Annotated in this window: 18 protein-coding genes; 8 read left to right on the forward strand and 10 right to left on the reverse strand. The window is 60.5% G+C overall.

Annotated elements, in window-relative coordinates; genetic code table 11:
* Positions 1-268: 268 nt before the first annotated feature.
* On the forward strand, positions 269-2,902 hold the full coding sequence (locus FGZ14_RS03125; RefSeq protein WP_139921119.1) for a glucosidase: 2,634 nt from the start codon (positions 269-271) through the stop codon (positions 2,900-2,902).
* A 64-nt stretch (positions 2,903-2,966) separates the two neighbouring features.
* On the opposite strand, the gene FGZ14_RS03130 is transcribed toward FGZ14_RS03125, so the two are convergent.
* Positions 2,967-3,422 (reverse strand): ankyrin repeat domain-containing protein, encoded by a 456-nt coding sequence (locus FGZ14_RS03130; RefSeq protein ID WP_139921120.1) that lies wholly within the window; start codon positions 3,420-3,422, stop codon positions 2,967-2,969.
* A gap of 150 nt (positions 3,423-3,572) precedes the next feature.
* Here FGZ14_RS03130 and FGZ14_RS03135 point away from each other — a divergent pair, with 150 nt between their 5' ends.
* The 3 genes from FGZ14_RS03135 to FGZ14_RS03145 all read left to right on the forward strand — a co-directional run bounded on the left by FGZ14_RS03135 (position 3,573) and on the right by FGZ14_RS03145 (position 5,596).
* Positions 3,573-4,274, forward strand: coding sequence for a dienelactone hydrolase family protein (locus FGZ14_RS03135; protein WP_139921122.1), 702 nt, complete (start codon positions 3,573-3,575; stop codon positions 4,272-4,274).
* A 139-nt stretch (positions 4,275-4,413) separates the two neighbouring features.
* Positions 4,414-4,884, forward strand: coding sequence for a hypothetical protein (locus FGZ14_RS03140; RefSeq protein WP_139921124.1), 471 nt, complete (start codon positions 4,414-4,416; stop codon positions 4,882-4,884).
* Positions 4,835-5,596 (forward strand): tellurite resistance/C4-dicarboxylate transporter family protein, encoded by a 762-nt coding sequence (locus FGZ14_RS03145; RefSeq protein ID WP_139921126.1) that lies wholly within the window; start codon positions 4,835-4,837, stop codon positions 5,594-5,596. The genes FGZ14_RS03140 and FGZ14_RS03145 overlap by 50 nt, the downstream gene beginning before the upstream one ends.
* Here the strand turns inward: FGZ14_RS03145 and FGZ14_RS03150 are convergent.
* From FGZ14_RS03150 to FGZ14_RS03160, 3 genes are all read right to left on the reverse strand, one after another.
* Entirely contained in the window at positions 5,559-6,014 is a 456-nt protein-coding gene (locus FGZ14_RS03150; RefSeq protein ID WP_139921128.1) for a molybdopterin oxidoreductase, read from the reverse strand. The genes FGZ14_RS03145 and FGZ14_RS03150 overlap by 38 nt on opposite strands.
* A gap of 21 nt (positions 6,015-6,035) precedes the next feature.
* Positions 6,036-8,333: a molybdopterin oxidoreductase family protein gene (locus tag FGZ14_RS03155; protein WP_139921130.1), complete on the reverse strand. Its 2,298-nt coding sequence runs from the start codon at positions 8,331-8,333 to the stop codon at positions 6,036-6,038.
* Positions 8,334-8,661: 328 nt separating this feature from the next.
* On the reverse strand, positions 8,662-9,114 hold the full coding sequence (locus tag FGZ14_RS03160; RefSeq protein WP_139921132.1) for an ankyrin repeat domain-containing protein: 453 nt from the start codon (positions 9,112-9,114) through the stop codon (positions 8,662-8,664).
* Positions 9,115-9,407: 293 nt separating this feature from the next.
* On the opposite strand from FGZ14_RS03160, the gene FGZ14_RS03165 reads away from it, so the two are divergent.
* Both FGZ14_RS03165 and FGZ14_RS03170 read left to right on the forward strand, forming a co-directional pair.
* Positions 9,408-11,870 carry a TonB-dependent receptor gene (locus FGZ14_RS03165; protein ID WP_139921133.1) on the forward strand — a complete coding sequence of 821 codons (2,463 nt, stop codon included), beginning with the start codon at positions 9,408-9,410 and terminating at the stop codon, positions 11,868-11,870.
* Between the two features lie 17 nt (positions 11,871-11,887).
* A complete protein-coding gene (locus FGZ14_RS03170) occupies positions 11,888-13,033 on the forward strand; it encodes a PepSY domain-containing protein (protein WP_139921135.1) in 1,146 nt (381 codons plus the stop codon).
* Positions 13,034-13,179: 146 nt separating this feature from the next.
* On the opposite strand, the gene FGZ14_RS03175 is transcribed toward FGZ14_RS03170, so the two are convergent.
* From FGZ14_RS03175 to FGZ14_RS03195, 5 genes are all read right to left on the reverse strand, one after another.
* Positions 13,180-14,208 carry a bile acid:sodium symporter family protein gene (locus FGZ14_RS03175; protein WP_139921137.1) on the reverse strand — a complete coding sequence of 343 codons (1,029 nt, stop codon included), beginning with the start codon at positions 14,206-14,208 and terminating at the stop codon, positions 13,180-13,182.
* A gap of 87 nt (positions 14,209-14,295) precedes the next feature.
* A complete protein-coding gene (locus tag FGZ14_RS03180) occupies positions 14,296-15,696 on the reverse strand; it encodes a PepSY domain-containing protein (protein ID WP_139921139.1) in 1,401 nt (466 codons plus the stop codon).
* Between the two features lie 139 nt (positions 15,697-15,835).
* Positions 15,836-18,406: a TonB-dependent receptor gene (locus FGZ14_RS03185; protein WP_139921141.1), complete on the reverse strand. Its 2,571-nt coding sequence runs from the start codon at positions 18,404-18,406 to the stop codon at positions 15,836-15,838.
* Positions 18,407-18,609: 203 nt separating this feature from the next.
* Positions 18,610-19,662: an LLM class flavin-dependent oxidoreductase gene (locus FGZ14_RS03190; RefSeq protein WP_139921143.1), complete on the reverse strand. Its 1,053-nt coding sequence runs from the start codon at positions 19,660-19,662 to the stop codon at positions 18,610-18,612.
* Positions 19,663-19,753: 91 nt separating this feature from the next.
* Positions 19,754-21,319 carry an MDR family MFS transporter gene (locus tag FGZ14_RS03195; RefSeq protein WP_257883330.1) on the reverse strand — a complete coding sequence of 522 codons (1,566 nt, stop codon included), beginning with the start codon at positions 21,317-21,319 and terminating at the stop codon, positions 19,754-19,756.
* Positions 21,320-21,441: 122 nt separating this feature from the next.
* Between FGZ14_RS03195 and FGZ14_RS03200 the strand changes: the two genes are divergently transcribed.
* Positions 21,442-22,215, forward strand: a complete 774-nt coding sequence (locus FGZ14_RS03200) for a TSUP family transporter (RefSeq protein ID WP_139921145.1) — start codon at positions 21,442-21,444, stop codon at positions 22,213-22,215.
* A 203-nt stretch (positions 22,216-22,418) separates the two neighbouring features.
* On the opposite strand, the gene FGZ14_RS03205 is transcribed toward FGZ14_RS03200, so the two are convergent.
* Positions 22,419-22,886, reverse strand: coding sequence for a hypothetical protein (locus FGZ14_RS03205; RefSeq protein WP_139921147.1), 468 nt, complete (start codon positions 22,884-22,886; stop codon positions 22,419-22,421).
* 225 nt (positions 22,887-23,111) lie between these two features.
* Between FGZ14_RS03205 and FGZ14_RS03210 the strand changes: the two genes are divergently transcribed.
* The gene (locus FGZ14_RS03210; RefSeq protein WP_139921149.1) at positions 23,112-24,134 is read left to right on the forward strand and encodes an SDR family oxidoreductase; all 1,023 of its coding nucleotides are present in this window, start codon (positions 23,112-23,114) and stop codon (positions 24,132-24,134) included.
* The last annotated feature ends 100 nt before the right edge of the window (positions 24,135-24,234 follow it).

Here is a 24,234-nt window from a genome sequence, read left to right on the forward strand (position 1 = left end):
TACTACCCCTAAAAAGATACTGAAGGCTGGTTAAGCTTAGCAAAGGAAAGCTGTGAAGAGGAATGGGACCAAATCAGGTCAAGTTCCTAAGGCTACCTCCTCCGTAGCAACCATCCCAGTTAAAATAGAGTAGGGCAAAGCTCACTCGGCGAGACAAATTCACCCGCAGGCGCGGCTCCAGGGCCGGTTGTCGGCCTGGGCGCCACGCTCCGGCGGGTACTCGCCACCATGTTACTTCTGGAACTCAGGAGCCCCGAGCTACTACTCTATGACGCAGGAACAACTACGCCTCGCAGAAACGAATACACACACCGCCCCCTGGAAAAAATTTGGCCCCTACCTCACCGAGCGCCAGTGGGGTACCGTGCGCGAAGATTACTCGGCCGAAGGCAACGCCTGGGACTACATCACCCACGATATGGCTCGCAGCAAGGCCTACCGCTGGGGCGAGGAAGGTTTGGGTGGCATCTCCGATGATAAGCAACAGCTATGCTTTGCTGTAGCCCTCTGGAACGGGAAAGATGAAATCCTGAAGGAGCGCCTGTTTGGCCTTACCAACGGGCAGGGCAACCACGGCGAGGACGTGAAGGAGCTGTACTACTACCTCGACAGCACGCCCACGCACTCCTACATGAAGATGCTGTATAAGTATCCGCAGCGGGCGTTTCCGTACCGGAAGCTGGTCAAGGAAAACGCCCGCCGCACCCGCGAGCAGCCCGAGTACGAGCTGCTCGACACGGGCATCTTCAGCAAGGGCCGCTACTTCGATGTGTTTATGGAGTACGCCAAGGCCGGCCCCGATGACATCCTGATTCAGATAACGGTGCACAACCGTGGGCCCAAGCGCGCTTCGGTGCAGGTGCTACCCCAGCTTTGGTTTCGCAACACTTGGAGCTGGGGCTACGACGATACCCGCCCCATGGTGCGCGAACTGGAGCCCGGCACTGCCCTGGCCGAGCACCCGGCCTTGGGTGCCTACCACCTCTACTGCGACCAAACCCCTCAGCTGCTCTTCTGCGAAAACGAAACCAACGGAGCCCGGCTTTACAACCTGCCCGCCGATGGTCTGCACTTCAAGGATGGCATCAACGACTATATCATCGATGGCAAGGTGGACGCCATTAATGCTGAGCAGCAAGGCACTAAAATGGCCGCCCAGTACTACCTCACTCTGCAGCCGGGCCAGTCGCAGGTGGTGCGGCTGCGGCTGCGGCAGCCGGCCTGCCCCGAGCCCTTTCTGGACTTTGACCACATCTTCGCGGCCCGCCGGCGCGACGCCGACGAGTTCTACGACTGCCTCCAGGAAAACCTGCCGCCCGACCCCGATGCCCGCAATGTGCAGCGCCAGGCCTTTGCCGGCATGCTCTGGAGCAAGCAGTTCTATTATTATGATGTAACCCAGTGGATAGAAGGCGACCCGGCCGTGGCAACGCCTCCGCCCGAGCGCTGCAAAGGCCGCAACCGGCAGTGGGCCCACCTGCAAAACCAGGACATCATTTCCATGCCCGATAAGTGGGAGTACCCCTGGTACGCGGCCTGGGACCTGGCTTTTCACTGCATTCCGCTGGCTATCCTGGATGCCGAGTTTGCTAAAAGCCAGCTGCGCCTGCTCACCAAAGACTGGTACATGCACCCCAACGGCCAACTGCCGGCCTACGAGTGGAATTTCTCCGACGTGAACCCGCCCGTGCACGCCTGGGCCACCTGGCGCGTGTACAAAATGGACAAAAAGCTGCGCGGCGACCAAGGCGACACGGCGTTTCTGGAAAGCGTGTTTCATAAGCTTGCCCTCAACTTTACCTGGTGGGTAAACCGCAAGGACAAGAGCGAGCGGAACATCTTTGAGGGGGGCTTCCTGGGGCTCGATAACATTGGTGTGTTCGACCGCTCGGCTCCGCTGCCCACCGGCGGCTACATTGAGCAGTCGGATGGTACGAGCTGGATGGCCATGTTTGCCCTGAACATGATGCGCATGGCTCTGGAGTTGGCCCGCACCAACCCCGTGTACCAGGAAATGGCCAGCAAATTCTTCGAGCACTTCCTCTACATTGCCGATGCCATGACCCGTGGCGGCGACGGCCTGTTTAACCTCTGGGACGAAGAAGACGGCTTTTATTACGACGTGCTGCACACCCCCGACGAGGAGCGCATCAAGCTGAAAGTGCGCTCCATTGTGGGCCTGATTCCGCTGTTCGCGGTGGAAGTAGTGGACCAGCAACTCCTAGACGCCATGCCTGAGTTTACAGCGCGGGCCCGCTGGCTGCTGGACAGCCGGCCCCACTTGGCCAAGCTGGTGGCTCGTTGGGAAGACCCCGGCAAGGGCGCCCGCCACTTGCTGGGCCTACTGCGCCGCTCCCGTCTTAAGAAGTTGCTCACCCGCATGCTCGATGAAACCGAGTTTCTATCGGAGTACGGCATCCGGGCCATGTCGCGCTACCACCTGGAGCACCCCTACGTGTTCAGTACCGAGGAGGAAAACTTTGAGGTTCACTACGTGCCCGGCGAGGCCGAAAGCAGCATGTTTGGGGGCAACAGCAACTGGCGCGGCCCCATCTGGTTTCCCATCAACTACCTCATTATCGAGTCGTTGCAGCGCTACCACTTCTACTACGATAGCAAGTTTCAGATTGAGTACCCCACCGGCTCGGGCACGTTGCTGACGTTGCAGGAGGTAGCTGCTGCCCTGGCCGGCCGCCTGACCAAGCTTCTACTCAAGGATGAGCACGGCCACCGCCCCGCCTTTGGAGATAATGAGCTGTTGCAGAAGGACCCTCATTTCAAGGACTACCTGCTCTTCCACGAGTACTTCCACGGCGACACCGGCTACGGCCTCGGGGCCAACCACCAAACCGGCTGGACCGGCCTCATCGTGCGTTTGCTGCAGTTGCAGGAGCAGCGTTAAACTGCAAGGGACCCGCCAACAAGCTGTTAGCGGGCCCCTGACGATTTGACGACGGTCGTTGCGCTTATTCTTTCAGTTTGGCCTCAATCAGGGCAATGACCCTCCGGTTCTTGCTTTGCTGAGCGGCCCCCAGCACCGTGTTGCCCTGGCCATCGTCGGCTCGCACGTCGGCGCCATGGGTGAGAAGTAGTTCCACCAGCTCCGGGCTGCCTTTGCCGGCGGCATACATGAGGGCCGTCGTCTTGAACCAGTCTTTCCATTCGAGCTGGGCCTTGTGCTCTACCAGCAGCTTCACAATAGGAAAGGTACTGGTGTTGATAGCCATGGTCAGGGCACTGAACTGAGCACCCGGGCCCATTTGCATAATGGCGCTGGCGTCGGCCCCCTCGTTGAGCAGTTGCTCTACTTTCCGGGCGTCGTTGTCGTGGATTGCGGCAAATAGCTCCTTAGACCTCGTCTGGGCGAAGCCTGCAATAGATAGGCTGATGATAAACAGGAAGGTGAGGAAAACTCTGAGCATACCGCAGCAGGAAATTGGTGTTGGATAATACCCCCAAATATAAGGAGACCAAGCAACAGACCAGTATCGTGCGAAGCTGTTTGGCTATAAAACAAACCATCGGTTACCCGCTTTAGCACCTCACCACCCTACCACTTCACAACCGTACCGATGTACCCTAACGCCGTTTCGCTTACCGCCTCCGATAACACCCAGTTCAACGCCTACACCGCCTTCCCGACTACGCAGGGGCCACATCCCGGTATTATTCTGCTGCAGGAAGCCTTTGGCGTAAACGGCCACATCCGCAACGTGGCCGACCGGCTGGCCCAGGTGGGCTACGTGGTTATTGCCCCCGAAGTGTTTCACCGCACCGCCGAGCCGGGGCTCGAAATTTCCTACTCCGACTTTGCCAGCGCCATGCCCCACTACAACGCCATTACTCCCGAGGGTGTAACCGCCGACGTGCAGGCCTGCTACGACTGGCTCCGGGCCCAGCCCAACGTGACGGAGAAGATTGGCAGCATTGGGTTTTGCCTGGGCGGACGCCTCTCGTTTCTGGCCAATGCCGTGCTGCCCCTGGCGGCCGGCGTATCCTACTACGGTGGGGGTACTCACCTGCTGAAAGACCGCGCTTCGGATTTGCACGCGCCGCACTTGTTCTTCTGGGGTGGCTTGGACCAGCACATCAGCAAAGAGAAAATCGCGGAAGTAATTGATGCGGTGGAGGCCGCCGGCAAGCCCTACATCAACACCGTTATTTCCTACGCCGACCACGGTTTCCACTGCGATGAGCGCCCCAGCTACCATCCGCAGGCCGCCGCCGAAGCCTGGGCCCTCACGCTGGCCTTCTTCCAGGAAAAACTGCGTTAGGTGCTTGTAGAAGGTAGTGACTGGAAATCACTGTCTTCATTAAATAGGTAAGCCGTGTTGCCCTGCCTGGCTCGACATTAACTTCGTTGGGCTGGGCAGGGTATAGTGGGTGAGTCGCTGTTCCTGACTACCCCCACTCATGAAGAAAGCTATCCAGCAGTTCCCCGTCGCTTACTTCGCCCTGATCATGTCAACAGGGATTATTTCGCTGGCGGCTGATGGGCTCCACTTACAGGCTGTAGCAGAAGCGTTCTTCTACGTGAACCTCATGCTATACCCGCTGTTTGTGCTACTGCTGGTGCTACGGGTCGTAATGGCATTTCAGGCCGTACGAGCTGAGCTGACTTCCCACGACCAAGGCGCTACCTATCTGACCCTTGTTCCGGCTACTTGCCTGCTGGGCAATCAGTTTGTGCAGTTGCGGCAGCAAACGGGGGTAGGCAGCGCGTTGTGGATGGGCGCCGCCGTAGTCTGGCTGATTCTGGTGTACAGTTTTTTGCTGGGAGTAAGCGTGGGCGAAGAAAAGCCACCCCTGGAAAAAGGCTTCAACGGCAGCTGGCTTGCTTCTACTGGTAGTAGCTACCGAAGCCTTAGCGGTGCTGGGAGGTAAACTGGTTGCCAGTTGGGCGGTAGCTCCCGAGATAAGCGGCTTTGGGCTCCTGAGTTTGTTTCTGCTAGGCGGTACCTTATATGTGGTGTTAATTACCCTGCTGCTATACCGGCTTACGTTCCGGCCGCTGGGCCAGGAACAGGTAGGGGCCGCTTACTGGATCAGTGTGGGTGCTAGTGCCATTACGGTGCTGGCGGGTGCTACCCTGGTCACCACCCTCCAACAGGCCCGCGTCTCCCTCGATTTGCTGGCGTTTGTAAAAGGCGGTAGTCTGTTATTCTGGGCTGTAAGCACCTGGTGGATTCCGCTGGTGGCTGTTCTCCGAATCTGGAACCATCTGAAAACGAAGCCGGCCTTCACGTACGCGCCTACCTATTGGACGATGGTATTTCCGCTGGGCATGTACGTAGCCGCTACGTTGCGTCTCTCCGAAGTACTCCCGCTGCCTAGCCTGCATCCTATTTCCAGCCTACGGAATCTACGTGGCGCTGCTGGCGTGGGGGCTCACCTGCGCGGGTATGCTCTACCATCTGGCAACCACCTCGCGCACTCCTCACCCCGTTTAACGAACGATATGCCGCACGAATCCAGGTTGATTCAGTTGATGAGTCTGCTGCTAATGAAGCATTCCTACCTGCTCCGGAGGAGTAAACCCTATTGTGTAGCGGCTATTCCTATGCCACTACCAAGGCCTGCGGGGCTGACTGCTTGATCCGGCCCAGCAGCCAGGCAATTTGCCGCTTGGTTTCAGCCTGAAACTCAGTGCAGACGGCCTCCATTTCCTTGTCGTGCAGGGTCAGGGCCGCGTTGCCGATGATTTCCCAGCACAGCTCCACCTCGTTGGCCAGCAGCCACAGGTCGTGCAGGTCTCGGACCAGGGCCAGGCTGCCCGTGCGGGGTTGGCTGAACAGGATCTTCTGCATTTCGTTGGGCTCCGGGCTGTCCTCGGCCGAATACCGCACCAGGTAGGGCTGCATCTGCCCGGCGTGGCGCAACGACCAGCCCGCCAGCTTAATACACATCTGCTCAATATCAGGCTCCGCCCGGTGGTGGCGGGCTACTTTCTCGAAGGCTTCCGACAGCTGCTTTTCGCTGCTTTCCACCAGGCCCAGGTAGTTTCCGAGTTGCATAGACGAAGGAGGGGTAGGCGGTTACACTTTTCGGATGCGGACGGCGGCGTACTTGAAGTGGGGCTGCTTGCTGATGGGGTCCCACTCCCTGATGGTCAGCTCGTTGGCGGCGCGGCGCGGCTGCCCGTCTTCCTGACCCCAGGCACCATAATGGAAGGGCATGAACACCAGCCCAGGCTCGATGCTGCCCAGCCGGGCCGGCGCCACCGCCTTGCCCCGCCGCGACGCTACTTCTACCAGGTCGCCCTCTACAATGCCGTAGCGGGCGGCGTCTTCCTCGGCCAACTGCACAAATGCCTCGGGCGCTGCCTCATTCAGGGCGCGGGCGCGGCCGGTTTTGGTGCGGGTATGGAAGTGGTACACCACCCGGCCCGTCGTAAACCACAGGGGGTAGGCCTCGCTGGGTTCCTCGTGGGGCGGCTCGTAGTCGGCGGCTTTGATGAAGGCCTTGCCCTTAGGGTCCTGGGCCTTATAGGCTTCCGCCTGCTGCTCCGTGCCGGTTTCCAGGTCGTAGCCGTAGGTTTCGCAGTAGTCGGGCTGGGTGTTGAAGACGTGGTTGGGGTACAAGTGCTCGGCCCCGTCGGGGTGCTCTTCGTTGCAGGGCCACTGAATGCCTGAGCCCGCGCTGAGCTTGGCGTAGCTCATGCCCGAGTAGTCGCAGGGGCGGCCTTTGCTGCAGGCTTTCCAGGCTTCGAAGGCTTCTTCGGGGGTAGTCCAACTGATGAGGGGACGGCCATCTTTGTCGCGAAAATCCATGCGCTGGGCATAGTCGCGGAAGATGTCGAAGTCGGAGCGGGCCTCGCCGGGCGGCTGAATGGCCTGGTGTGAAATATGAACGGTGCGGTCGGTGTTGGTGAAGGTGCCGGTTTTCTCCCCCCAGATAGCCGTGGGCAGCACCACGTCGGCGTACTGCGCCGTTTCCGTCAGAAAAGCATCCTGCACAATGATAAACAGGCCTTCCTTTTCCAGAATCTGGCGCAGGCGCGGCAAATCCGGCATCGACACGGCCGGGTTGGTAGCGCTGATCCACAGCATCTTAATGGAGCCCTGCTCGCAGTAGTGCCACAGTTGCATGGCGTGGGTGGGCGGCGACCAGTGCGGGATGATGTCGGGGTCAACGTTCCAGATGCGGGCCAGCTCCTGAATGTGCGCCGAGTTGCCCCAGTTGAGGAAGCCGGGTAGGTCGCCATCGGCACCGCACTCGCGGGTGTTCTGGGAGGTAGGCTGCCCGTTCATCTGCAGAATGGCATTGCCCCTGGACCCAATCAGCCCCCGAATCAGGTGGATGTTATTGATCTGCACCGCCGCCGCCGTGGCCTGCATCGACTGGTACACGCCCTGCAGAGCCTTGGAAACCAGGGTGTTGCTGGTGCCCAGGATAAGGGCCGCCGCCAGAAGCTTTTCGGCGGGCACTCCGCTGAGGGCTTCCACCCGCTCCGGCGTCCACTTTTCCACGGTTTTGCGCAGCTCGGCAAAACCTATCGTGTGCTCCTTGATGAACTTGTGGTTGATGTGGCCAGCCTGAATCAGTAGGTTCAGCAGGCCATTGAGCACTGCCACATTGGTGCCCACGCGCGGCGCCAGGTGCACCGTGGCTTTTTCGGCCGTGTAGGTGCGGCGCGGGTCAATGACTACCAGCTGGGGCGGGTTGGGGCCGGCCAGCCGGTCGAGGATACGGGCCCCGAGCACGGTTTGCTGAGAGGCCATGTTGTGGCCCACCAGTAGCACGGCTTCGGTGGTGTCGAGGTCGGAATAGGAGCCGGGCTGCCCGTCGGTGCCGAAGGATATTTTCAGGGCGGCCGCCGCCGTGGCTGTGCACAGGCGGGTATTGCCATCCATGTGCGGGGTGCCCGGGCCCGCCTTGCCCAGTACGCCTAGGGTGTAGTATTCCTCAATAAAAAGCTGCCCCGAGGTGTAGAAGCCAATGGCCCCGCTGGTGTGCTCCCGAATCAGGTCCTTGGAGCGCTGCACAATCAGGCTCATGGCCTCGTCCCAGGTAGCGTCTTCCAGCTGTCCGTTGCGCCGGATCAGGGGCTTGGTCAGGCGGTCAGGGCTGTGGTTGGCAGCCCAGCCGTGCAGCCCTTTCGGCCCAAGGCGGCCGTGGTTGACCCGGTCCACGGCCCGGCCCCGCACGCCCACAATCCGCCCGTCTTTCACCCCAATGTCCATTCCGCACCCGTTGGAGCACAGCACACACGCCGATTGCACCCAATGGTCGGGTGTTTCTTCTACGTGCTCGTCCACGCGGGTGGGCCACTGCCCGAGGTAGCCGGTGCGGGCTCCCCAAATGTCGGTGATGCTGTTGCGGGTTTCTTCCATAGTTGAAAAGTGCCGGACGAAAAAGCGCAGACTTGTGGCCTGGCTGAGGAGTAGGGCCTACGGCAACGGAGGGAAAGGCAATGCCAGCCACGGGCTACTACGAAAGCCAAATCAGAGAAGGGTAAAAAGCAATCTTATATTTTAATGGCATTTTAATCTATGAAAGGGCCACTACTACCCGTCAGTGGGCTTACGGGTGAGGTAATGAGCGCGCGGCTACCCCGCCTTAAGCGCTACCAAGCCTGCGTCTTCAGGTCCGAAAGCACAGATGCCCGAAGCTCAGAGATTGAGCTTCGGGCATCTGTGCTTTCGCTGGGGTAGGAGAGGTTTACTTGGCTTTGGCCTGAATCAGCTTGACTACCTCGGCGTTGCCGCTCTCCTTAGCACTGGCCAGTACGTCTTTGCCGTCCTTGTCTTTGGCCTTGGGATTGGCGCCGTTTGCCAATAGAAACTCCACTACATCGAGGCTACCGTTGGCCGCAGCGGCCATCAGGGCGGTAGCGTTGAAGCTGTCGGGCTTATCAATCTGGGCCTTGTGCTTCACCAGGGTCTTCACAACCTCCAGCTGTCCGTTGCCGGCCGCGATAATCAGGAAGGTGGTTGGGAAGCCGGGCATCATTTCCACTGGAGCATTCACATCGGCGCCGGCCGCGAGCAGGGCGTCCACGTCGGCGGCTTTATTCTTAACCACGGCACCGTACACTTTCTGCACCGGGGTTTGGGCCTGGGAGAGGGTAGTAGCGGCGAGAAATAGAGTAAAAACGAGAAGAAGTTTTTTCATGCCGGGAAATACAATTCAATAGGGAGAACAAACCCAAATATAGGGGTAAGGCAGCGGAATAGCCCTATTTCGGCAGGGAACAGAGGCGCTCTACAAAAAAACAGGGCTCTGGTCTGGGCCTGTGCTTTATAAAGAACGCTGGCCCGTACCAGCGTCGCGAAGAGGCAGTTAAGCTAAATGCTGCTCTTTGTTAAGGGAATATTGTGTAGAATTATTCTAAATAGATTTTCATCCTATTGATTCCTGCCTTTACTTTGTGAATTTTTAGAATTGTTCTAAATAACTCACCTCGCATGAACACACTGCAACGCCTGGGCCTGGTTTCCACCCTAACGGCTTGTTCCCTATCTGCTTTGGCGCAACAAACAGCGTCTATCCGTGGCACCGTAACTACCTCCGACGGCAGTCCGGCCGAGGCCGTAACTATCGGCCTGAAGGGCCGGGGCCAGGGAGCCATTACCAACAACCAGGGGCAGTATGTGATTGAGCGGGTGCGCGATGGGCAGTACACGGTGGTGGTTACGGCGGTGGGCCTGAAGTCGGAGGAACGGACGGTGACCGTAAGCGGCGGCCAAGGTGTAACTCTGGATTTTGCGTTAGCTGAAAATGCCGAGCAGCTCCGGGAGGTAGTCGTGAACGGAGCCCGCGTGAACCGCTTCGCCCGCAAGCAGTCGGTTGACGTGAATAAGATGCCGCTCAACAACCTCGAAAACCCCCAGGTGTACGCCACCGTGGGCAAGGAGTTGCTGACCGAGCAGTTGGTATTCTCCGTAGATGATGCGACGCGCAATGCTCCGGGCCTGCAGAAAATGTGGGATGCCACCGGCCGCGGCGGCGACGGCGGCGCTTTCTACGCCGCGCGGGGCTTCGTTACGCAAAGTCAGTTGCGCAACGGCGTGGCCGGCAACGTAACCGGCAACATCGACGCCGTGAACCTGGAGAAGCTGGAAGTCATCAAAGGTCCTTCGGCCACGCTGTTCGGCTCGGCTCTGACCTCATATGGCGGCTTGATCAACCGCGTCACGAAGAAACCGCTCGACACCTTTGGCGGCGAGGTAGGGGTAGCAGCCGGCTCCTATGGCTTTCACCGCGTGAGTGCCGACGTGAACCTGGTGGACCAGAACACGCCCGCCGACCAGCCCAAAGCGTTGGGCTTCCGCCTGAACACGGCCTACACTTACGAGGACAATTTCCAGAATAAGGGGTACACTGGCTTCAACAAGAACCTGGCCGTGGCTCCCAGCCTGCAGTGGCGCCCCTCGGACCGGCTGACAGTAAACCTGGACGCGGAAATCTACAAGGGCCGGGGCACGGGCAATCAGTTCATTTTCCTGTACTTCGCCCCGAATGTGCTGGGCTTTGACCGGGCCGACAAGTCGCCGTTTGATTACCGCCAGTCCTACCAGGGCCCGGGCCTGATTCAGGACTCGCGCAGCACCAACCTGTTCGGGCAGGTGCAGTACAAGATTTCGCCCGCCTTTACGGCCACCACCTACCTGACCAGCAGCAACAGCTACTCGAACGGCAACTCGGCGTATTTCTACCTGACGCCATCAACTCCGGGTTTCCGCAGCCGCAACCCCGAGCTGCCGGCCGCCGATACCTACCTGGTGCGGGCCGACCAATCGACGGACAACAGCCAACGGCAGCTGTGGGAAGTGCAGCAGCTGTTTAACGGCGACTTCCAGGTAGGCAACATGCGCAACCGCGTGGTGCTCGGCCTCGATTTCCTGCGCATCAACTCAGATGTCAACTTTGTGGGCGCCAACTTCGACACGGTGGCCCTGGCCTCGCCGCGCCCCATCCTGGACCGCTTCAACGGCACCAATATGAACGCCGTGTACGCTAGCGGCGGCGGTGGGCGCTACCTGATTACCACCAAATCGAATACCTACAGCGCCTTCGTATCGGACGTGCTGAACCTGACGGAGCAACTGAGCGTGCTGGCTGCCCTGCGCGTGGACCACGTCAGCAATACCGGTGGGCTGTTGTACACGCCCGTGGCGGCCTACAAGCAAACTACTTTTTCGCCGAAGTTCGGGCTGGTGTATCAGCCGGTGAAGGAACGGGTGAGCGTGTTTGCCAACTACCAGAACAGCTTCAACAACCTGGGCATCTACCTGGCCGCCGACGGCAGCCGTCCGCTGGCCCGGCCTGAGCGCGCCAACCAGTGGGAAGGTGGGGTGAAGCTGGACGCGGCCGGTGGCCGCCTCAGCGCTACGGTGAGCTACTACGACATCCGGGTGCAGGACCGGCTGCGGCTGCTGGGCTACGCGCCCACCACGTTTGAGGCCATCAACGCCCAGGATGCTACCCAGCGTAGCAAAGGCGTGGAAGTCAATTTTACCGCCAACCCGGTGCCCGGTCTGAACATGGTTGGGGGCTTCTCTTACAACGATTCGAAATTTGAGGACTCGCCCGAAGATGTGAACGGCCGCCGGCCCAACACCGCTTCCTCGCCCTACCTGGCTAACGCCTGGGTAAGCTACCGCCAACCCGAGGGCGCGCTGCGTGGCCTGGGCGCCGGCTTCGGCGGCAACTACGCCAGCGAAAACCGTGTGCAGAACTCATCCACCAACGTGTTTATCCTGCCCAGCTACACCGTGTTCAACGCCAGTGTTTTCTACGACCAGCCCAAATACCGCATTTCGGCTAAAGTAGATAACCTGACCGACCAGCAGTACTGGACCGGCTACACCACCATGAACCCGCAGAAACTGCGCAGTGTTATCGGCAGCGTGGCCTATAAGTTCTAACCTAACCCTTTGCGCTTATGACGGCTAAGCAGCTCGTTGGCAAGCTACACCTCTGGCTCGGACTCGCGTCCGGGCTGGTTGTGTTTATTGTGAGCATCACGGGGGCCATCTTCGTCTTCCAGGATGAAATCCGGGACCTGACGGAGCCCTGGCGTAAGGTGGAGGCCCGGGCCCAGGCGCCGGTGCTGCCCTCGCGCCTGCAGGCCGCTGCCCTGGCTGCCCACCCCGGTATAGACAGTAAGGATACCTGGGTTACCTACTTCGGGCCCGAGCGCTCCGCTACCGTGTTCTTCACCACCAAGGCCGGGGCGCCCACGCAGGTGTACCTGAACCCCTACACGGCTGAGGTGCTGCACGAGCACGACCTGCGCACGCACTTCTTTGCCATCGTGCAGGAAATCCACATGACCCTGCTGCTGCCCGAGGCCATTGCCAAATGGGTAGTGGGCGGCGCCGTCATGATTTTCGTGGTGATGCTCCTTACCGGCCTTGTGCTGTGGTGGCCCAAGCGCAAGCAGGAGCGTAAGCAGCGCTTCACCATTAAGTGGGGCGCCCGGTGGCGGCGCGTGAACTATGATCTGCACAATGTGCTGGGCTTTTACGCCGCTAGCGTTGGACTGATACTGGCGCTTACGGGTCTGTTCATGATTTTTCCGGCGGTTCTAACGCCCATTGCCTACCTGGCCAACGGCGGTAAAACCTACCCCCAGGATCTGATAACGGCCAAGGTAGATACTCTGCAGCCCGTAGCCGCGGCCGTGCAGCCTGTGCGCGACGTCATTTATCAGACGGCCCGCCGCCGCTCGCCCCAGGCCGAAATGATTCTGATGGGCCCCACCGGCGCCGGCAAGGAACCCGCCTACTGCTGGACCTACCGCAAGGCCCTGCACTACTACTACCGCGACGATTACGCCTTCCACCCGGTTTCGGGTCAGGAGCTGCAGGCCAGCCTGCACGACACGAAAAGCACTGGTACCAAGCTCACGGACATGAACTACGACATCCACACCGGCCAGATTCTGGGTTTCGGCGGGAAGTTAGTGGCGTTTCTGGCCAGCCTGGTTTCGGCCAGCCTGCCCGTTACCGGCACCGTTATCTGGTGGGGCCGGCGTAACAAGAAGAAAAAGCTCCGCCCTCAGAAGCTACAGGTGCAGGTTGCCTGAGCAAGCAGGGGTAGGAAGTATTTGTAGCGCGAAAATCCGTTTCGCGACGAGCATAGCGAGTATCGGCAGTAGGAAACTACCATAAAGAACTCGCTATGCTCGTCGCGAAACGGATTTTCGCGCTACGGCCTTAGCCTACACCCAACCTACTCCCTACCCATGCTTTGGGCCATCATGCTGGCCAGAATAATTTGCAGGGCGTGGTAGAGCATGAGGGGAAGCAGGATAAGGCCAGTGGCGGCGGTGGCCGGGAACAGCAGGCTGGCCATTACGCTGCCGTGCACCAAGGATTTCTTGGAGCCGCAGAACAGGGCCGTAATCCGGTCCTCGCGCGAGAAGCCCAGTACCCGGCTCAGGCCCCAAACCAGCCCGAAAATAGCCAAATATAGCCCCACCATGCCCAGGCCCAGCAGCACAATATCCCGGGCGGCATAGCTGCTGAAAATACCTTCGGCAAACGACTCACAGAAGGCCGTGAAGACAATCAGCAGAATCACTACCTGGTCGGAGATGCGCAGGGCGCCTTTGTGCTGCTCGGCAAAGGCCCCGAAGCGGCGGTTGAGCAGCACGCCGGCTACCACCGGCAGAATTACCTGCCAGGTCAAACTCACGGCCAAGCCCCACAGGTGGCCCTCATCGGCGGAGGTGTGCAGGAACAGACTAGTCCAAAGCGGGGTCAGAAAGATGCCCAGCAGGCTGCTGATGCTGGCATTGAAGATGGCGGCCGGCAGGTTGCCCCGCGCGATGCTCACCATCACAACGGAGGTAGAAACCGTACTGGGCAGGGTGCACAGAAAGAAGATGCTCTGCCAAAGCTGCTCGCCTTTCAACCCTGCGAACAAGGGCCGCGCTACCAGGGCCAGTACTGGAAACGCTACGAACGTAATCAGCTGCACCACCACGTGTAGGCGCCAGTTGCGCAGGCCAGCCTTTAGCTTGTCGAGGCTCAGGCGCAGCCCGTAGAAGAAGAAGATAAGTGCCACTCCGGCCGTAGTAATCGCCTTCCACGGAATCGGGCTGGCTTTACTGCCTACGTCCGGGATAAAGTAGGCCAGCACTACCGCCCCAATCAGCCCCAGCAGAAACCAATCGAGCAGACCCGCCCGCCGGAGCAGGGCCAGAAAACGATTTTCGGAAGGGTTAGAGGGCAGAAGGGGGGTAGGAGATGAAGCCATAGAAGCGCAAAATAAAAGCGTCAGGCTGAAGTAGCCTGACGCTTTCTGCAAGTACGGACGCGTAGCGTCCAGGTTCTAATACTAGCTCTATACAGCTGCCGCAGCCAGCTTGCGCTCCTTCTTCCAGGCTTTGCGCAGGCGGTTCAGCCACAGAATGGTGCCCGTAATTGGGAAGGTGAAGCCCAGCACGCACACCACGGCGCTGATAATCTTGGAAGGCCAACCCCAGATGGAGCCCGTGTGAACCGGCTTGAACATGCCGCGCACGCGCTGGCCCAAGCTGCGCTGCTCGTAGGTCTGCTGGCTCAGGACCTGGCCCGAATACTGGTCGAGGTAGGTTTCGTCGGTGGCGTTTTCGTAGCTGGCATCGGGGCGCAGGGTCGCTACCCGTATGCTGCCGGTGGGGTCTTTAGGCAACTGCAGGGAGTAGTACACCGAAGCCGGGGCCAGGGCGCGGGCGCGGGCCAGGACCGCGTCGGGCGTGAGGCCGGGGGTAGGCGCCGCCGCCTCCGGAGTAGCGGCAGGTTCGAGAGCGTCGGTGGGGGTAGGGGCTGCGGTTACGGCCGCGGCACCTGGCACTACCGAAACCGGCGGCTCGGGGCGCTGCATGGGCGAGTTGGTAACGGCGTAGATGCCCTTGTTGAACCACTCAAACGACCAGGCCAGGCCAGTAAAGGCAAACACAAACAGGAACAACGCCGAGTAGAAACCCAGCACGATGTGCAAATCGTGGTTGAGGCGCTTCCAGCCCCCACTCCACTTCACCTGCAGGCGCTGCTTCACCGCCTTGCGGGTAGCAGGCCACCAGAGCACGATGCCGGTGATAATGATGAACAGGAACATAACGGTGCTCACGCCCACAATCAGCTTGCCGATGGGGCCACCCACCATGCCGCGGTGCAGGGCCATCATGGTGAAGAAGAAGGTTTCGCGGTAGTTCAGCTCGCCGGTTACGGCGGCCGTGTAGGGGTTCACGAATACCACCGGGCCGCGGCCGCCTTCGCCGCCACCTTTGCCGCCCTTGCCTTCTCCTTTTCCTTCTTTGCCGCCTCGCTCACCCCGGCTTTCACCTCGTCCGCCTTCGGTCCGCCGCTCTTCTCCCTGCGGAGCTTTGCCGGCCTCCATACGGCCTTCGCCGCCACGTTGGCCGCCTTCACCCCGGTTCTTGCCTTCGCCTTTTTGCTCACCGCCGGGGCCACCGGGTGCGCCGGCCAGGTTGAACTCCACGGTGCGGGTAGGGTCGGCGTACACCTTCATGCCCGTGATTTTCGCGTCGGGCTTGTAGGCTTTCACAGCGGCCGTGAGGCGCTCCAGGGGCAGGGCGGGGGTAGCGGCGGCGGGTGCTGCCACAAAGTAGCGCTCCGGGTGCCAGGCCTGCTCCAGCTCCTTCTCGAAAACGAGTATGCCGCCCGTCAGGCAGACCACGGCAATAATCAGCCCCGAAACCAGGCTGAGGTAAAGGTGAATGTTGCGCAAAAAGATTTTCATGGGGCTAAAATACGAGGCGGAACGTCGGGCGAAAACCCGGAAGGTAGCCAGTTGCAGCCAGCACCTCCCGGGTTTTCTCTTCACTGACTTTTTCTTCGGCCGGCAAGGGCAGGTTTTCCAGCCCGCTGGTATGGGGCACTTACAGGCGGTAGCCCAGGGTAGCCGCGAAGTTGCGCGGGGCAATGGGGTTCACGCTGTTGTCGTCGTGGAGGTTATAGCTCAGCTCATTCAGGATGTTGGCCACCTTCACGCGCACCGAGAACCGCTCGTAGTTGTAGCCCAGGGAGGCATCCAACTGCAGGTAGTTGGGCACGCTGATCAGCTTGAAGGGCTCCGGGGTTTTGTCGGTCCAGGGCAGGCCGGTAGCGGGGTTCAATTCCCGGTTGTTGCGGCCCGCGAGCCGGTCGCCGACGTAGTAAGTCGTAACGCCGGCGGTCAGCCCCCGCAGAAAACCCGTTTCGCCAAAGGCGCTGCTGAAGTTGTAGAATAAACTCAGGTTGGCCGTGTGGGCGGGGTTGTAGCGCAGACGACTCCCGTTTTTATAGATGTTGCTGTTGGTGTAGGCCGTGTTGTTGTAGCTGTAGCCGGCAATAAACGAGAGGCCATACACCGGGCGGCTCTGAATGTCCACCTCCACGCCTTTGCTGGTTACCTCGCCCGCTAGCTCCTGGGGGTTCACGCGGTTCACCGTGTTAGCGGTAATGCGTGGGTCGTTGGGCAGCACGCTCTGCACCTGGTTGCTGTTCACGATATGGTAGGCCGTTACGTTAGCCGACAGCGCCCCTTTGAACAGGTCGTTTTTGATACCTACTTCGTACTGATCAATGATAGAGGGCGGCAGCGGCTGGCCGTTCAGGTCGGTTACTGTGTTGCCCTGGGGGGTAAACGAGTTGGAGTAGGAGGCAAACACCGCCGTGGTTTTCATCGGCTGGTACACCACACCCAGGCGGGGGGAGAAGGCATCGTCGTAGCGGCGGTTATTCACCAGCTTGCCGGCCATGGGGGCCGTGCCCGTGGTGTTGGCTACCGTGTTGTAGTAGTACACGTCGGAGGGCGTTTCCTGGTAGCTCCAGCGTAGGCCCGCCAGCACCTTCACTTTTTCAGAAATGCTGAGCAGGTCCTGGGCATAGAAACCAGCGCGGCGGGTACCTGCCTGCGTATAGGTGTTGCGCACCAGGCTCTGGAAGCCAGCCACCCGCTCCTTGGGTTGGGCAATAGTCTTGCTCAGGTCCAGGATGTTGATAACATCGAACACCGCAACGGCTTTCGTTGGATCAGTGGCCGAAGCCGGGTTAGTGTAGGCGTACGATTTGGTTTGGTACTGGTCGGCGTCGGCTCCTACCAGCACGGTGTGCTCCAGGAAGCCGGTGCGGAACTTGCCCGTCAGGTCCAGTTGGGCCAGGAAATAGTTTTCGGCTGTTTCGCTGCGCTGCAGGCCGCGGTTCCAGTTGCCGTAGGTGGCGCCCGGTGTGGCCACAATATTGGTGGGGCGGGCGGCACTCTGCTGCTCGTTCTCGTAGCGCTGGAAACCCGCTACCCCCCTAATCTGCCAGGAATCGTTCAGGCGGCTGGTAAGGGTAGCCGTGGTGCTGGTTTGCTGGGTAGCGTTGTTGGCGCCCGCTACGTTGAGGAAACGGCTGCGCGAAGCGGGAATTTCGTAATTAATGGCCCCAATGCCGTAGTCAGGCGTGCGGTTGTCGCGCAGGTAGTCGCCCTCCAGAATCAGGGTTGTTTTGGGCGTGAGGTTGAACAGCAGGGAGGGGTTCACATACACCCGGTCCGATTTCACCTCGTCGCGGAAGCTGTTGCCCTGCTCATAGGTACCGTTCAGGCGGAAGGCCACGTTTTCGCTTTTGCCCACGGCCCCGTACACGTCCACCATCGGCTTCCAGAACCCGAAGCTGCCTACGCGCAGCCCTACCGAGCCGCCGCGCTCAAACTGCGGCTTCTTGGTGACCAGGTTCAGCACCCCCCCGGCGGCCACGTTGCCGTACAGGATAGCCGCGCTGCCCTTCAGCACTTCCATGCGCTCCAGGGAGCTGGCCTCGGGCATTACGCCGTTGTTGAAGCGCACCCCGTTCTTGAAGGTGTTGTTGCTGCCGTAGGCAAAGCCCCGGCTGCCCAGCTCTTCCTGAGTGCCGCCGGTGGTGCTGGTCACGTACAGGCCGCTCACGTTCACAAGGGCGTCGGAGAGGCGCAGTACCTGCTGCTGCTCCAGCACCTGGCGCTCCACCGTCACGGCGCTCTGGGGCAGGTCCAGGGAGGCTACGGGTAGCTTGCTCACGCTGGTGGGGCGCTCGTTGAGGCTGCGATTGCCGGTTACGGTCACCTCATTGAGCTGCTGACTGCTCTGGGTCAGCCCGAAGGCGGGCAGAGTGGTGGTTTCGCCGGCCGTAATGGTTACGGTCAGCTCCTGGGAAGTATAGCCTAGGCTGCTCACGACCAGCTGGTAAGAGCCCGCCGGTGCCGAGAAGCGGAAAGTACCCTCAGCGTTGGTCATGGAGCCGAAGGAAGTGCCTTTCAGAGCCACCGTCACGCCTTCTACTGGCAGTCCTTTCTCATCTTTTACTACTCCGGCCAAACGGCCCCGCTGGGCGGTTTCGTCGTCGGCGCGTTTGGTAGCTGCCGGGCCGTTGCCCTCGCTGAGCGGGGTAGCAATGCTGGTCAGAGGAAGGGAAAGAAGCAGTAGCAGGGGGAGAGGTCGGGCCATTGGAGCTAGGGCGAGCTTGTTTAGAACGATTTAAAACAATGCAAAGCTCGGCTCTATTTAGATAGATTCAAAACAGTTCTTTAGAAAAGTTCTACACTAGGAAATAAGGCTCAAAAATACAGGTAAATAGATAGCGAGAAACCCAACGCAGGCCTGAGCTCACGTTGGGTTTACGGTATTTATTTAAGGAATAGACAGGCTTACTAGCCCACCAAGGCAGTATGCGAAGTTGCTACCCCCACCGGGAGGGCAAAGGCATCGGCTAGCAATTCATAAGAGTGCAGCCGGTCGTCGAAGTCGTGGGTGATGGTGACGGCCACTACCTCGTCCACAGCGTAGTCGGCGGCCAGGGCCGTGAGGTCGGCCTTTACCTTGTCGGGCGTGCCGCAGATAATACGCTGGTGATGGTAGGCCAGGCGGTGCAGCAAATCGGCGGAGAGGTTTTTCAGGTTTACTTTCTCCACGGCATCAATGGGGGAGTAGTTGCCGGTTTCCAGCTTCAGCATCTGCAGGGCAAGGTTGTCGGCCAGGGCCTGGGCGTGGCCAGCCGTATCAGCGCACACCACAAAAATGGCCACGTTGGCCTGGGGCGCGGCCAACTCGGCCGAGGGCTTAAACCGGTCGCGGTACAGCTTCATCAGCTTGGGGCCGCTGTTGGGGTTGATGAAGTGGGCAAACGAGAAGGCTGCGCCCGCTTCGGCCGCAAACAGGCCGCTTTGCCCGCTGGAGCTGAGCAGCCAGAGCTCGGGCTGGGTATCGGCGAAGGGCGCTGCCTTTACGGTGGCGTGAATGGTATCGGCTACTACCTCGTCGCGAAGGTAAGCCCGCAGGTCCATGAGCTGCTCGGCGAAATCCTCGTCGCTGAAGGTATTGTGGGGGTTTAAGGCGTGAGCCGTGATGCGGTCGGAGCCCGGGGCGCGCCCAATGCCCAGGTCGATGCGGCCGGGATATAGGGTTTCAAGCAGGCGAAAGTTCTCGGCCACCTTCAGGGCCGAATAGTGGGGTAGCATCACCCCGCCCGAGCCCAGCCGGATGCGGGAAGTTTCGGCGCCGAGGCGGGCCAGCAGTACTTCCGGGGCCGAGCCGGCCAGCGTGTTTGTATTGTGGTGCTCCGACACCCAGAAGCGGGTAAAGCCCAGCCGATCCGTGAGGCGGGCCAGCTCCAGGGTATGCTGCAGGGCCTCGCGCGGGGTGCGGCCCACCGGCACCGGCGACTGATCCAATACGCTGAGACGAATATTCAAAGGAGTTTCCATGGCAGAAGAATGAATAGCTACCATAACCACGGCCTGGCCGCGGAAGTTTGCTTTCTACTGGCTAGTGGAAACCGCTGCCCTGGCAGCCCGGCTACTCCACTGCGGGCGGAGGCGCGTCGGTGTTGCTCTTGCGCAGGGGCAGCTCCGGCACGAACAGCGTCATTAGCAAGCCCCCAACTACCAGGCAGATATTGAACAGATATACCCGGGAAATAGCCTGGGAAAACACGGCTTTGGCCGAAGCTGAGGCAGGAGCCGTAACGCTGGCCGCAGGCCCCTCGGCTACCATTGCCACCGGAATAGCTGGCCCCGTGCCGGTGCGGGGCAGGCCCTGGCTCAGGGTAGTAGCCAGAATAACGCCCAGAATAGACGCCGTGATGGCACCGCCAATCTGCCGGAAAAACTGACTGGCCGAGGTGGCCTGCCCCAGGAGTTGCGGCTCGATGGCATTCTGGATAGCCAGGGTGTAGAGCGGCATAGTAGGGCCCAGCCCAAGGCCGCTGAGCAGCAAATACCCTAGCACCTGCCCGTAGCTGACCGTCACGGGCATGGTCGCCAGCAGTGACAAGCCACCCAGCAATACCACCAGTCCACCCAGCATCCAGCGCTTGTAGTGCCCGAAGCGCGACACCATCTGCCCCGCCAGCAGGGAGCCCATCACAACGCCCATGGAGAGCGGAATCAGGCTTACGCCGGCCTTGGTGGCTGATACGCCCAGCACGTTCACCATAAACAGGGGCTCAAAAATGATGATGCCCAGAAAGGCCCCGCCCAGCAGAAACAGCGCCCCATTGGCCGTGCGAAACACCTGGTTCCGAAACAGGCTGAAATCCAGAATCGGGTTTTCGTGGTGGAGGCTGCGGCGTACGAACAAAGCCAGCGCCGCGGCTGATACCGCCAGCATCCCGAGCGTGACGGGCGAGGTCCAGCCGTAGGTGGCCTTATCGAGCTGCAGGGCTACTACCAGCGGCACCAGCCCCAGCATCAGCAGACCGGCGGCGAGGTAGTCGAGTGGTTTGGGGGTAGCAGCCGGGCGTAGGGCCGGCATCTGGGTCAGGATAAACCACAGAGCCACCAGGCCCAGGGGCAGGTTCACGTAGAACACCAGTCGCCAGCCAGCTACCCCCGGAATCAGGTTGGAGCCATGGTCGGTAAGGAAGCCGCCCAGCAGCGGCCCTAGCACCGACGAGGTGCCGAACACGGCCCCGGTAAAGCCCTGGTAGCGGCCCCGCTCGGCGGGCGGAAACAAATCGGCAATAATGATGAAGGCCATGGCAAACAGGCCCGCGCCGCCTAAGCCCTGCACCGCCCGGAAAATTACCAGCTGGTTCATTCCGTCGCCGAGCAGGGGTAGGGGGCCAAACTCGCCGGCCAGCCCGCACAGCATAGAGCCCAGCAGGAAAACACTCACCGCCCCGATTTCAATCTTGCGTCGCGAATAGGTGTCGGCCAGCTTGCCGTAGATGGGCACCAGCGCCGTACTGGCTACCAGATAGGCCGTGGCTACCCACGTAAAGCGGTCCAGCCCGTTCAAATCGGCCACAATGCGGGGCAGCGCCGTACTGACGATGGTTTGGTCGAGGGAGCCCAGGAACATCGCCAGCAGCACGCCGGCAAACGTGAGCATCTTTTGCCGGTGCGTCAGGTTTTCGGTCATAAGGAAGGAGGTAAGCCTTCCTGTACGGCCCCGCCTCGCCGCAAGATGCCCGAAAGAATAAGGACAAGAGCTTACCGTTGGGCTAGCAACTACGGTAATGGCGGCACTACCTTCGCGGCCGCATGATTTCTACCCTCACCCTCGCCCTACTCTGTGTATTTGCCTTTTTGGCTGGTTTGGTTGATGCCATTGTGGGCGGCGGCGGCCTGATTCAGCTGCCGGCCATGCTGGTGCTGCTCAAGGATGCCGGTACGCCGGTGCCTACCATCCTCGGAACCGGTAAGGTATCTTCCCTGATGGGTACAGCCGCCGCCCTGCGCCGCTACGCCGGGCAGGTGCCCATTCAGTGGCGGGCCGTGGGCACGGCGGCGGCGGTGGCGGGGCTGTTCTCGTTTCTGGGGGCGCGGGTGGTGAGCCTGCTGCCCCAGGAGCTGCTGCCGCCGCTGGTGTTGGGGCTGCTGGTAGTTATTGCCATCTACACCTTCTGGCGCAAAGATTTCGGTTCCATTCACGCCCCGCGCTTACCCAAAAGCCGGGAGGCACTATATGGCGGACTGGTTGGGCTGATTATCGGGTTTTACGACGGGTTTTTCGGGCCAGGCACGGGGTCTTTTCTGCTGTTTGCCTTCGTTGGCCTCTTTGGCTACGATTTCATCACCGCCTCCGCCTCGGCCAAGCTGGTGAACGTAGCAACCAACCTGGCGGCCCTGGCTTATTTCGCTTATACCGGCCAGATCCTATGGGGCGTTGCCATTCCAATGGCCGTGAGCAACATCATCGGCTCGACGCTGGGCGCCCACCTGGCCCTGCGCCACGGTACCGGCTTCGTGCGCATCCTCTTTCTGGTCGTTGTCGGGGCCTTCATTATCAAGCTCAGCCTGCAGGTATTTGGTTGATGAAAGCTAAAGTGCTGTCCTAGCTAGCGGAGCGAAGCCATCCGTCCTCTCCCTGTGACAAGCCTAATAACGTGACAAGCCCTTGACGCTACCATACGTCAAGGGCTTGTCACATTTCAAGGGGTAGGGAGTTGGTCAGGAAGGATGACTTAGCGCTGCTCGCCATGACAACGCACTCATTCATTCACCCTCTCGTTCACCACCTACTCCTCGTAGCGGCTGGGGAGGCCGGGGGCGGCGTTGCCCTGGGCACCCTGGCCGCTGGGTACGCCCATTTTTTCTTCGCGCTTGCGCTGGTACTTATCGAACTGCTGGGGCGTGAGGGCTTCCTTGAGCATCGCCATGCGCGACTGCCCGATGTCGTCAATGACGCCAGCCATCTTGCGCACATCCTGGCGGTAGGTTTGGCGGGCTGTTTCCACCCCACGTACGCTAATCAGGTTGATCTGACGCACCTTTTCTACCTGCTGCGGATTCAGGCCCAGGGCCTTCTGCATATTGTCGGTGAGGGCGTTGGCGCGGGCTTCCACCTGAGCCGGGTTGGGAGCTGCCGGGCGGGTAGGGGCCGCCGTGGCCGCGGGCTTAGGCTTAGGCTTGGCGGCGGGGGTAGTCTGGGCGAATAAGGCCGCGGGGGCGGCCAGCAGCAGGGCCGCGAAAAGGGTAGTCTTCATGTGGGGAAGCAGAAAAATCGGGGGCGCCTATAAGAGAGGCGCGGGGCTTTTCAACTGTAAAGATGATGCCAGATTATGAATCTGTTTGCCCGACAACGCAGAAAAGGTCTGGTGTATTCCGTAGGGTAGCAAAAAACTCATATTGTCGGGGCGCAACCTTTCCGGCCGGGTTTGCATACACCTCAGGGAGCCGTCCGTCCGGTTCGCCCCACTTCCTACCCGCCTATGAAACCCGAAACCCGAAATACGCTCCTGGTCGCCGCTGGCGCCGTGGGCCTGCTGGCCGCTACCCTCTACTCCAACCGCCGTGGCAGCTACGACCTCTCAGGCCGCGTGGTGCTGATTACGGGCGGCTCGCGTGGCCTGGGCCTCATTCTGGCCCGGCAGGCTGTGGCGGAAGGTGCCAAAGTAGCCATCTGCGCCCGCGACGCCGACGAGCTGGAGCGGACCCGCCAGGAGCTAACCCAGGATGGCGCCGAAGTGCTGGCCCTGGTCCGCGACCTGACCAACGCCGAAGAAGTGCAGACCCTGGTAGCCGAAGTGGAGCACCTGCTGGGCAGCATCGACGTGCTGGTAAACAACGCCGGCATCATCACGGCCGGCCCCCTCGACAACATCGAGCTGCGCGACTACCAGGATTCCATGGATACCCATTTCTGGGCCCCGCTTCATGCCATGCAGGCCGTGCTGCCGGGTATGCGCCGCCGGGGCGAGGGACGCATTGTAAATATTGCCTCCGTGGGCGGCAAAGTGCCCGTGCCCCATTTAGCGCCCTACTGCGCCAGCAAGTTTGCCCTGGTGGGCCTTTCGGAAAGCTACCGCGCCGAGCTGCTGCAGTATGGTATTCAGGTAACTACCGTCTGTCCCGGCCTGATGCGCACCGGCAGCGCCCGCCACGCCATTGTGAAGGGCCAGCATAAAAAGGAGTACGCCGCCTTCATCATTGCCGACTCCCTGCCTATGCTGTCCATGGATGCCGACCGCGCCGGCCGCGAAATCTGGAATGCCTGCCGCCGCGGCGACGCCGAAGTGATTCTGAGCGTGCCGGCCAAAGTGCTTTCCACCCTACACGGACTCTTCCCCGGTACCACCGCCGATGTGCTGAGCTGGGTGAACCGCGCCCTGCCGGCCCCCGGCGGCCCCCTCGGCGACGAGCGGCGCTGGGGCTACGAAAGCGAGTCGGAAGCCAGCCGCTCCTGGCTCACCGGCCTCACACGCAAGGCTGAAAAGCAGAACAACGAGCGGTGATTCGGTTGCCAGGGGTGAGTTGCCGATTGACCGAAGTGGCCTGCTGAGCAGCGAAGCACTTCGGCAGAAAAAGCTCTTTGCATATTCTAAAACGTCATTC

Source organism: Hymenobacter sp. DG01 (genome assembly GCF_006352025.1).
GTDB lineage: Bacteria > Bacteroidota > Bacteroidia > Cytophagales > Hymenobacteraceae > Hymenobacter.

What these genes read in the sequence shown, in the direction of transcription:
- FGZ14_RS03125 (WP_139921119.1), top strand. Translation starts at nt 269, where the DNA reads ATGACGCAGGAACAACTACGCCTCGCAGAAACGAATACACACACCGCC.
- FGZ14_RS03130 (WP_139921120.1), bottom strand. Translation starts at nt 3,422, where the DNA reads ATGCTCAGAGTTTTCCTCACCTTCCTGTTTATCATCAGCCTATCTATT.
- FGZ14_RS03135 (WP_139921122.1), top strand. Translation starts at nt 3,573, where the DNA reads ATGTACCCTAACGCCGTTTCGCTTACCGCCTCCGATAACACCCAGTTC.
- FGZ14_RS03140 (WP_139921124.1), top strand. Translation starts at nt 4,414, where the DNA reads ATGAAGAAAGCTATCCAGCAGTTCCCCGTCGCTTACTTCGCCCTGATC.
- FGZ14_RS03150 (WP_139921128.1), bottom strand. Translation starts at nt 6,014, where the DNA reads ATGCAACTCGGAAACTACCTGGGCCTGGTGGAAAGCAGCGAAAAGCAG.
- FGZ14_RS03155 (WP_139921130.1), bottom strand. Translation starts at nt 8,333, where the DNA reads ATGGAAGAAACCCGCAACAGCATCACCGACATTTGGGGAGCCCGCACC.
- FGZ14_RS03160 (WP_139921132.1), bottom strand. Translation starts at nt 9,114, where the DNA reads ATGAAAAAACTTCTTCTCGTTTTTACTCTATTTCTCGCCGCTACTACC.
- FGZ14_RS03165 (WP_139921133.1), top strand. Translation starts at nt 9,408, where the DNA reads ATGAACACACTGCAACGCCTGGGCCTGGTTTCCACCCTAACGGCTTGT.
- FGZ14_RS03170 (WP_139921135.1), top strand. Translation starts at nt 11,888, where the DNA reads ATGACGGCTAAGCAGCTCGTTGGCAAGCTACACCTCTGGCTCGGACTC.
- FGZ14_RS03175 (WP_139921137.1), bottom strand. Translation starts at nt 14,208, where the DNA reads ATGGCTTCATCTCCTACCCCCCTTCTGCCCTCTAACCCTTCCGAAAAT.
- FGZ14_RS03180 (WP_139921139.1), bottom strand. Translation starts at nt 15,696, where the DNA reads ATGAAAATCTTTTTGCGCAACATTCACCTTTACCTCAGCCTGGTTTCG.
- FGZ14_RS03185 (WP_139921141.1), bottom strand. Translation starts at nt 18,406, where the DNA reads ATGGCCCGACCTCTCCCCCTGCTACTGCTTCTTTCCCTTCCTCTGACC.
- FGZ14_RS03190 (WP_139921143.1), bottom strand. Translation starts at nt 19,662, where the DNA reads ATGGAAACTCCTTTGAATATTCGTCTCAGCGTATTGGATCAGTCGCCG.
- FGZ14_RS03195 (WP_257883330.1), bottom strand. Translation starts at nt 21,319, where the DNA reads ATGACCGAAAACCTGACGCACCGGCAAAAGATGCTCACGTTTGCCGGC.
- FGZ14_RS03200 (WP_139921145.1), top strand. Translation starts at nt 21,442, where the DNA reads ATGATTTCTACCCTCACCCTCGCCCTACTCTGTGTATTTGCCTTTTTG.
- FGZ14_RS03205 (WP_139921147.1), bottom strand. Translation starts at nt 22,886, where the DNA reads ATGAAGACTACCCTTTTCGCGGCCCTGCTGCTGGCCGCCCCCGCGGCC.
- FGZ14_RS03210 (WP_139921149.1), top strand. Translation starts at nt 23,112, where the DNA reads ATGAAACCCGAAACCCGAAATACGCTCCTGGTCGCCGCTGGCGCCGTG.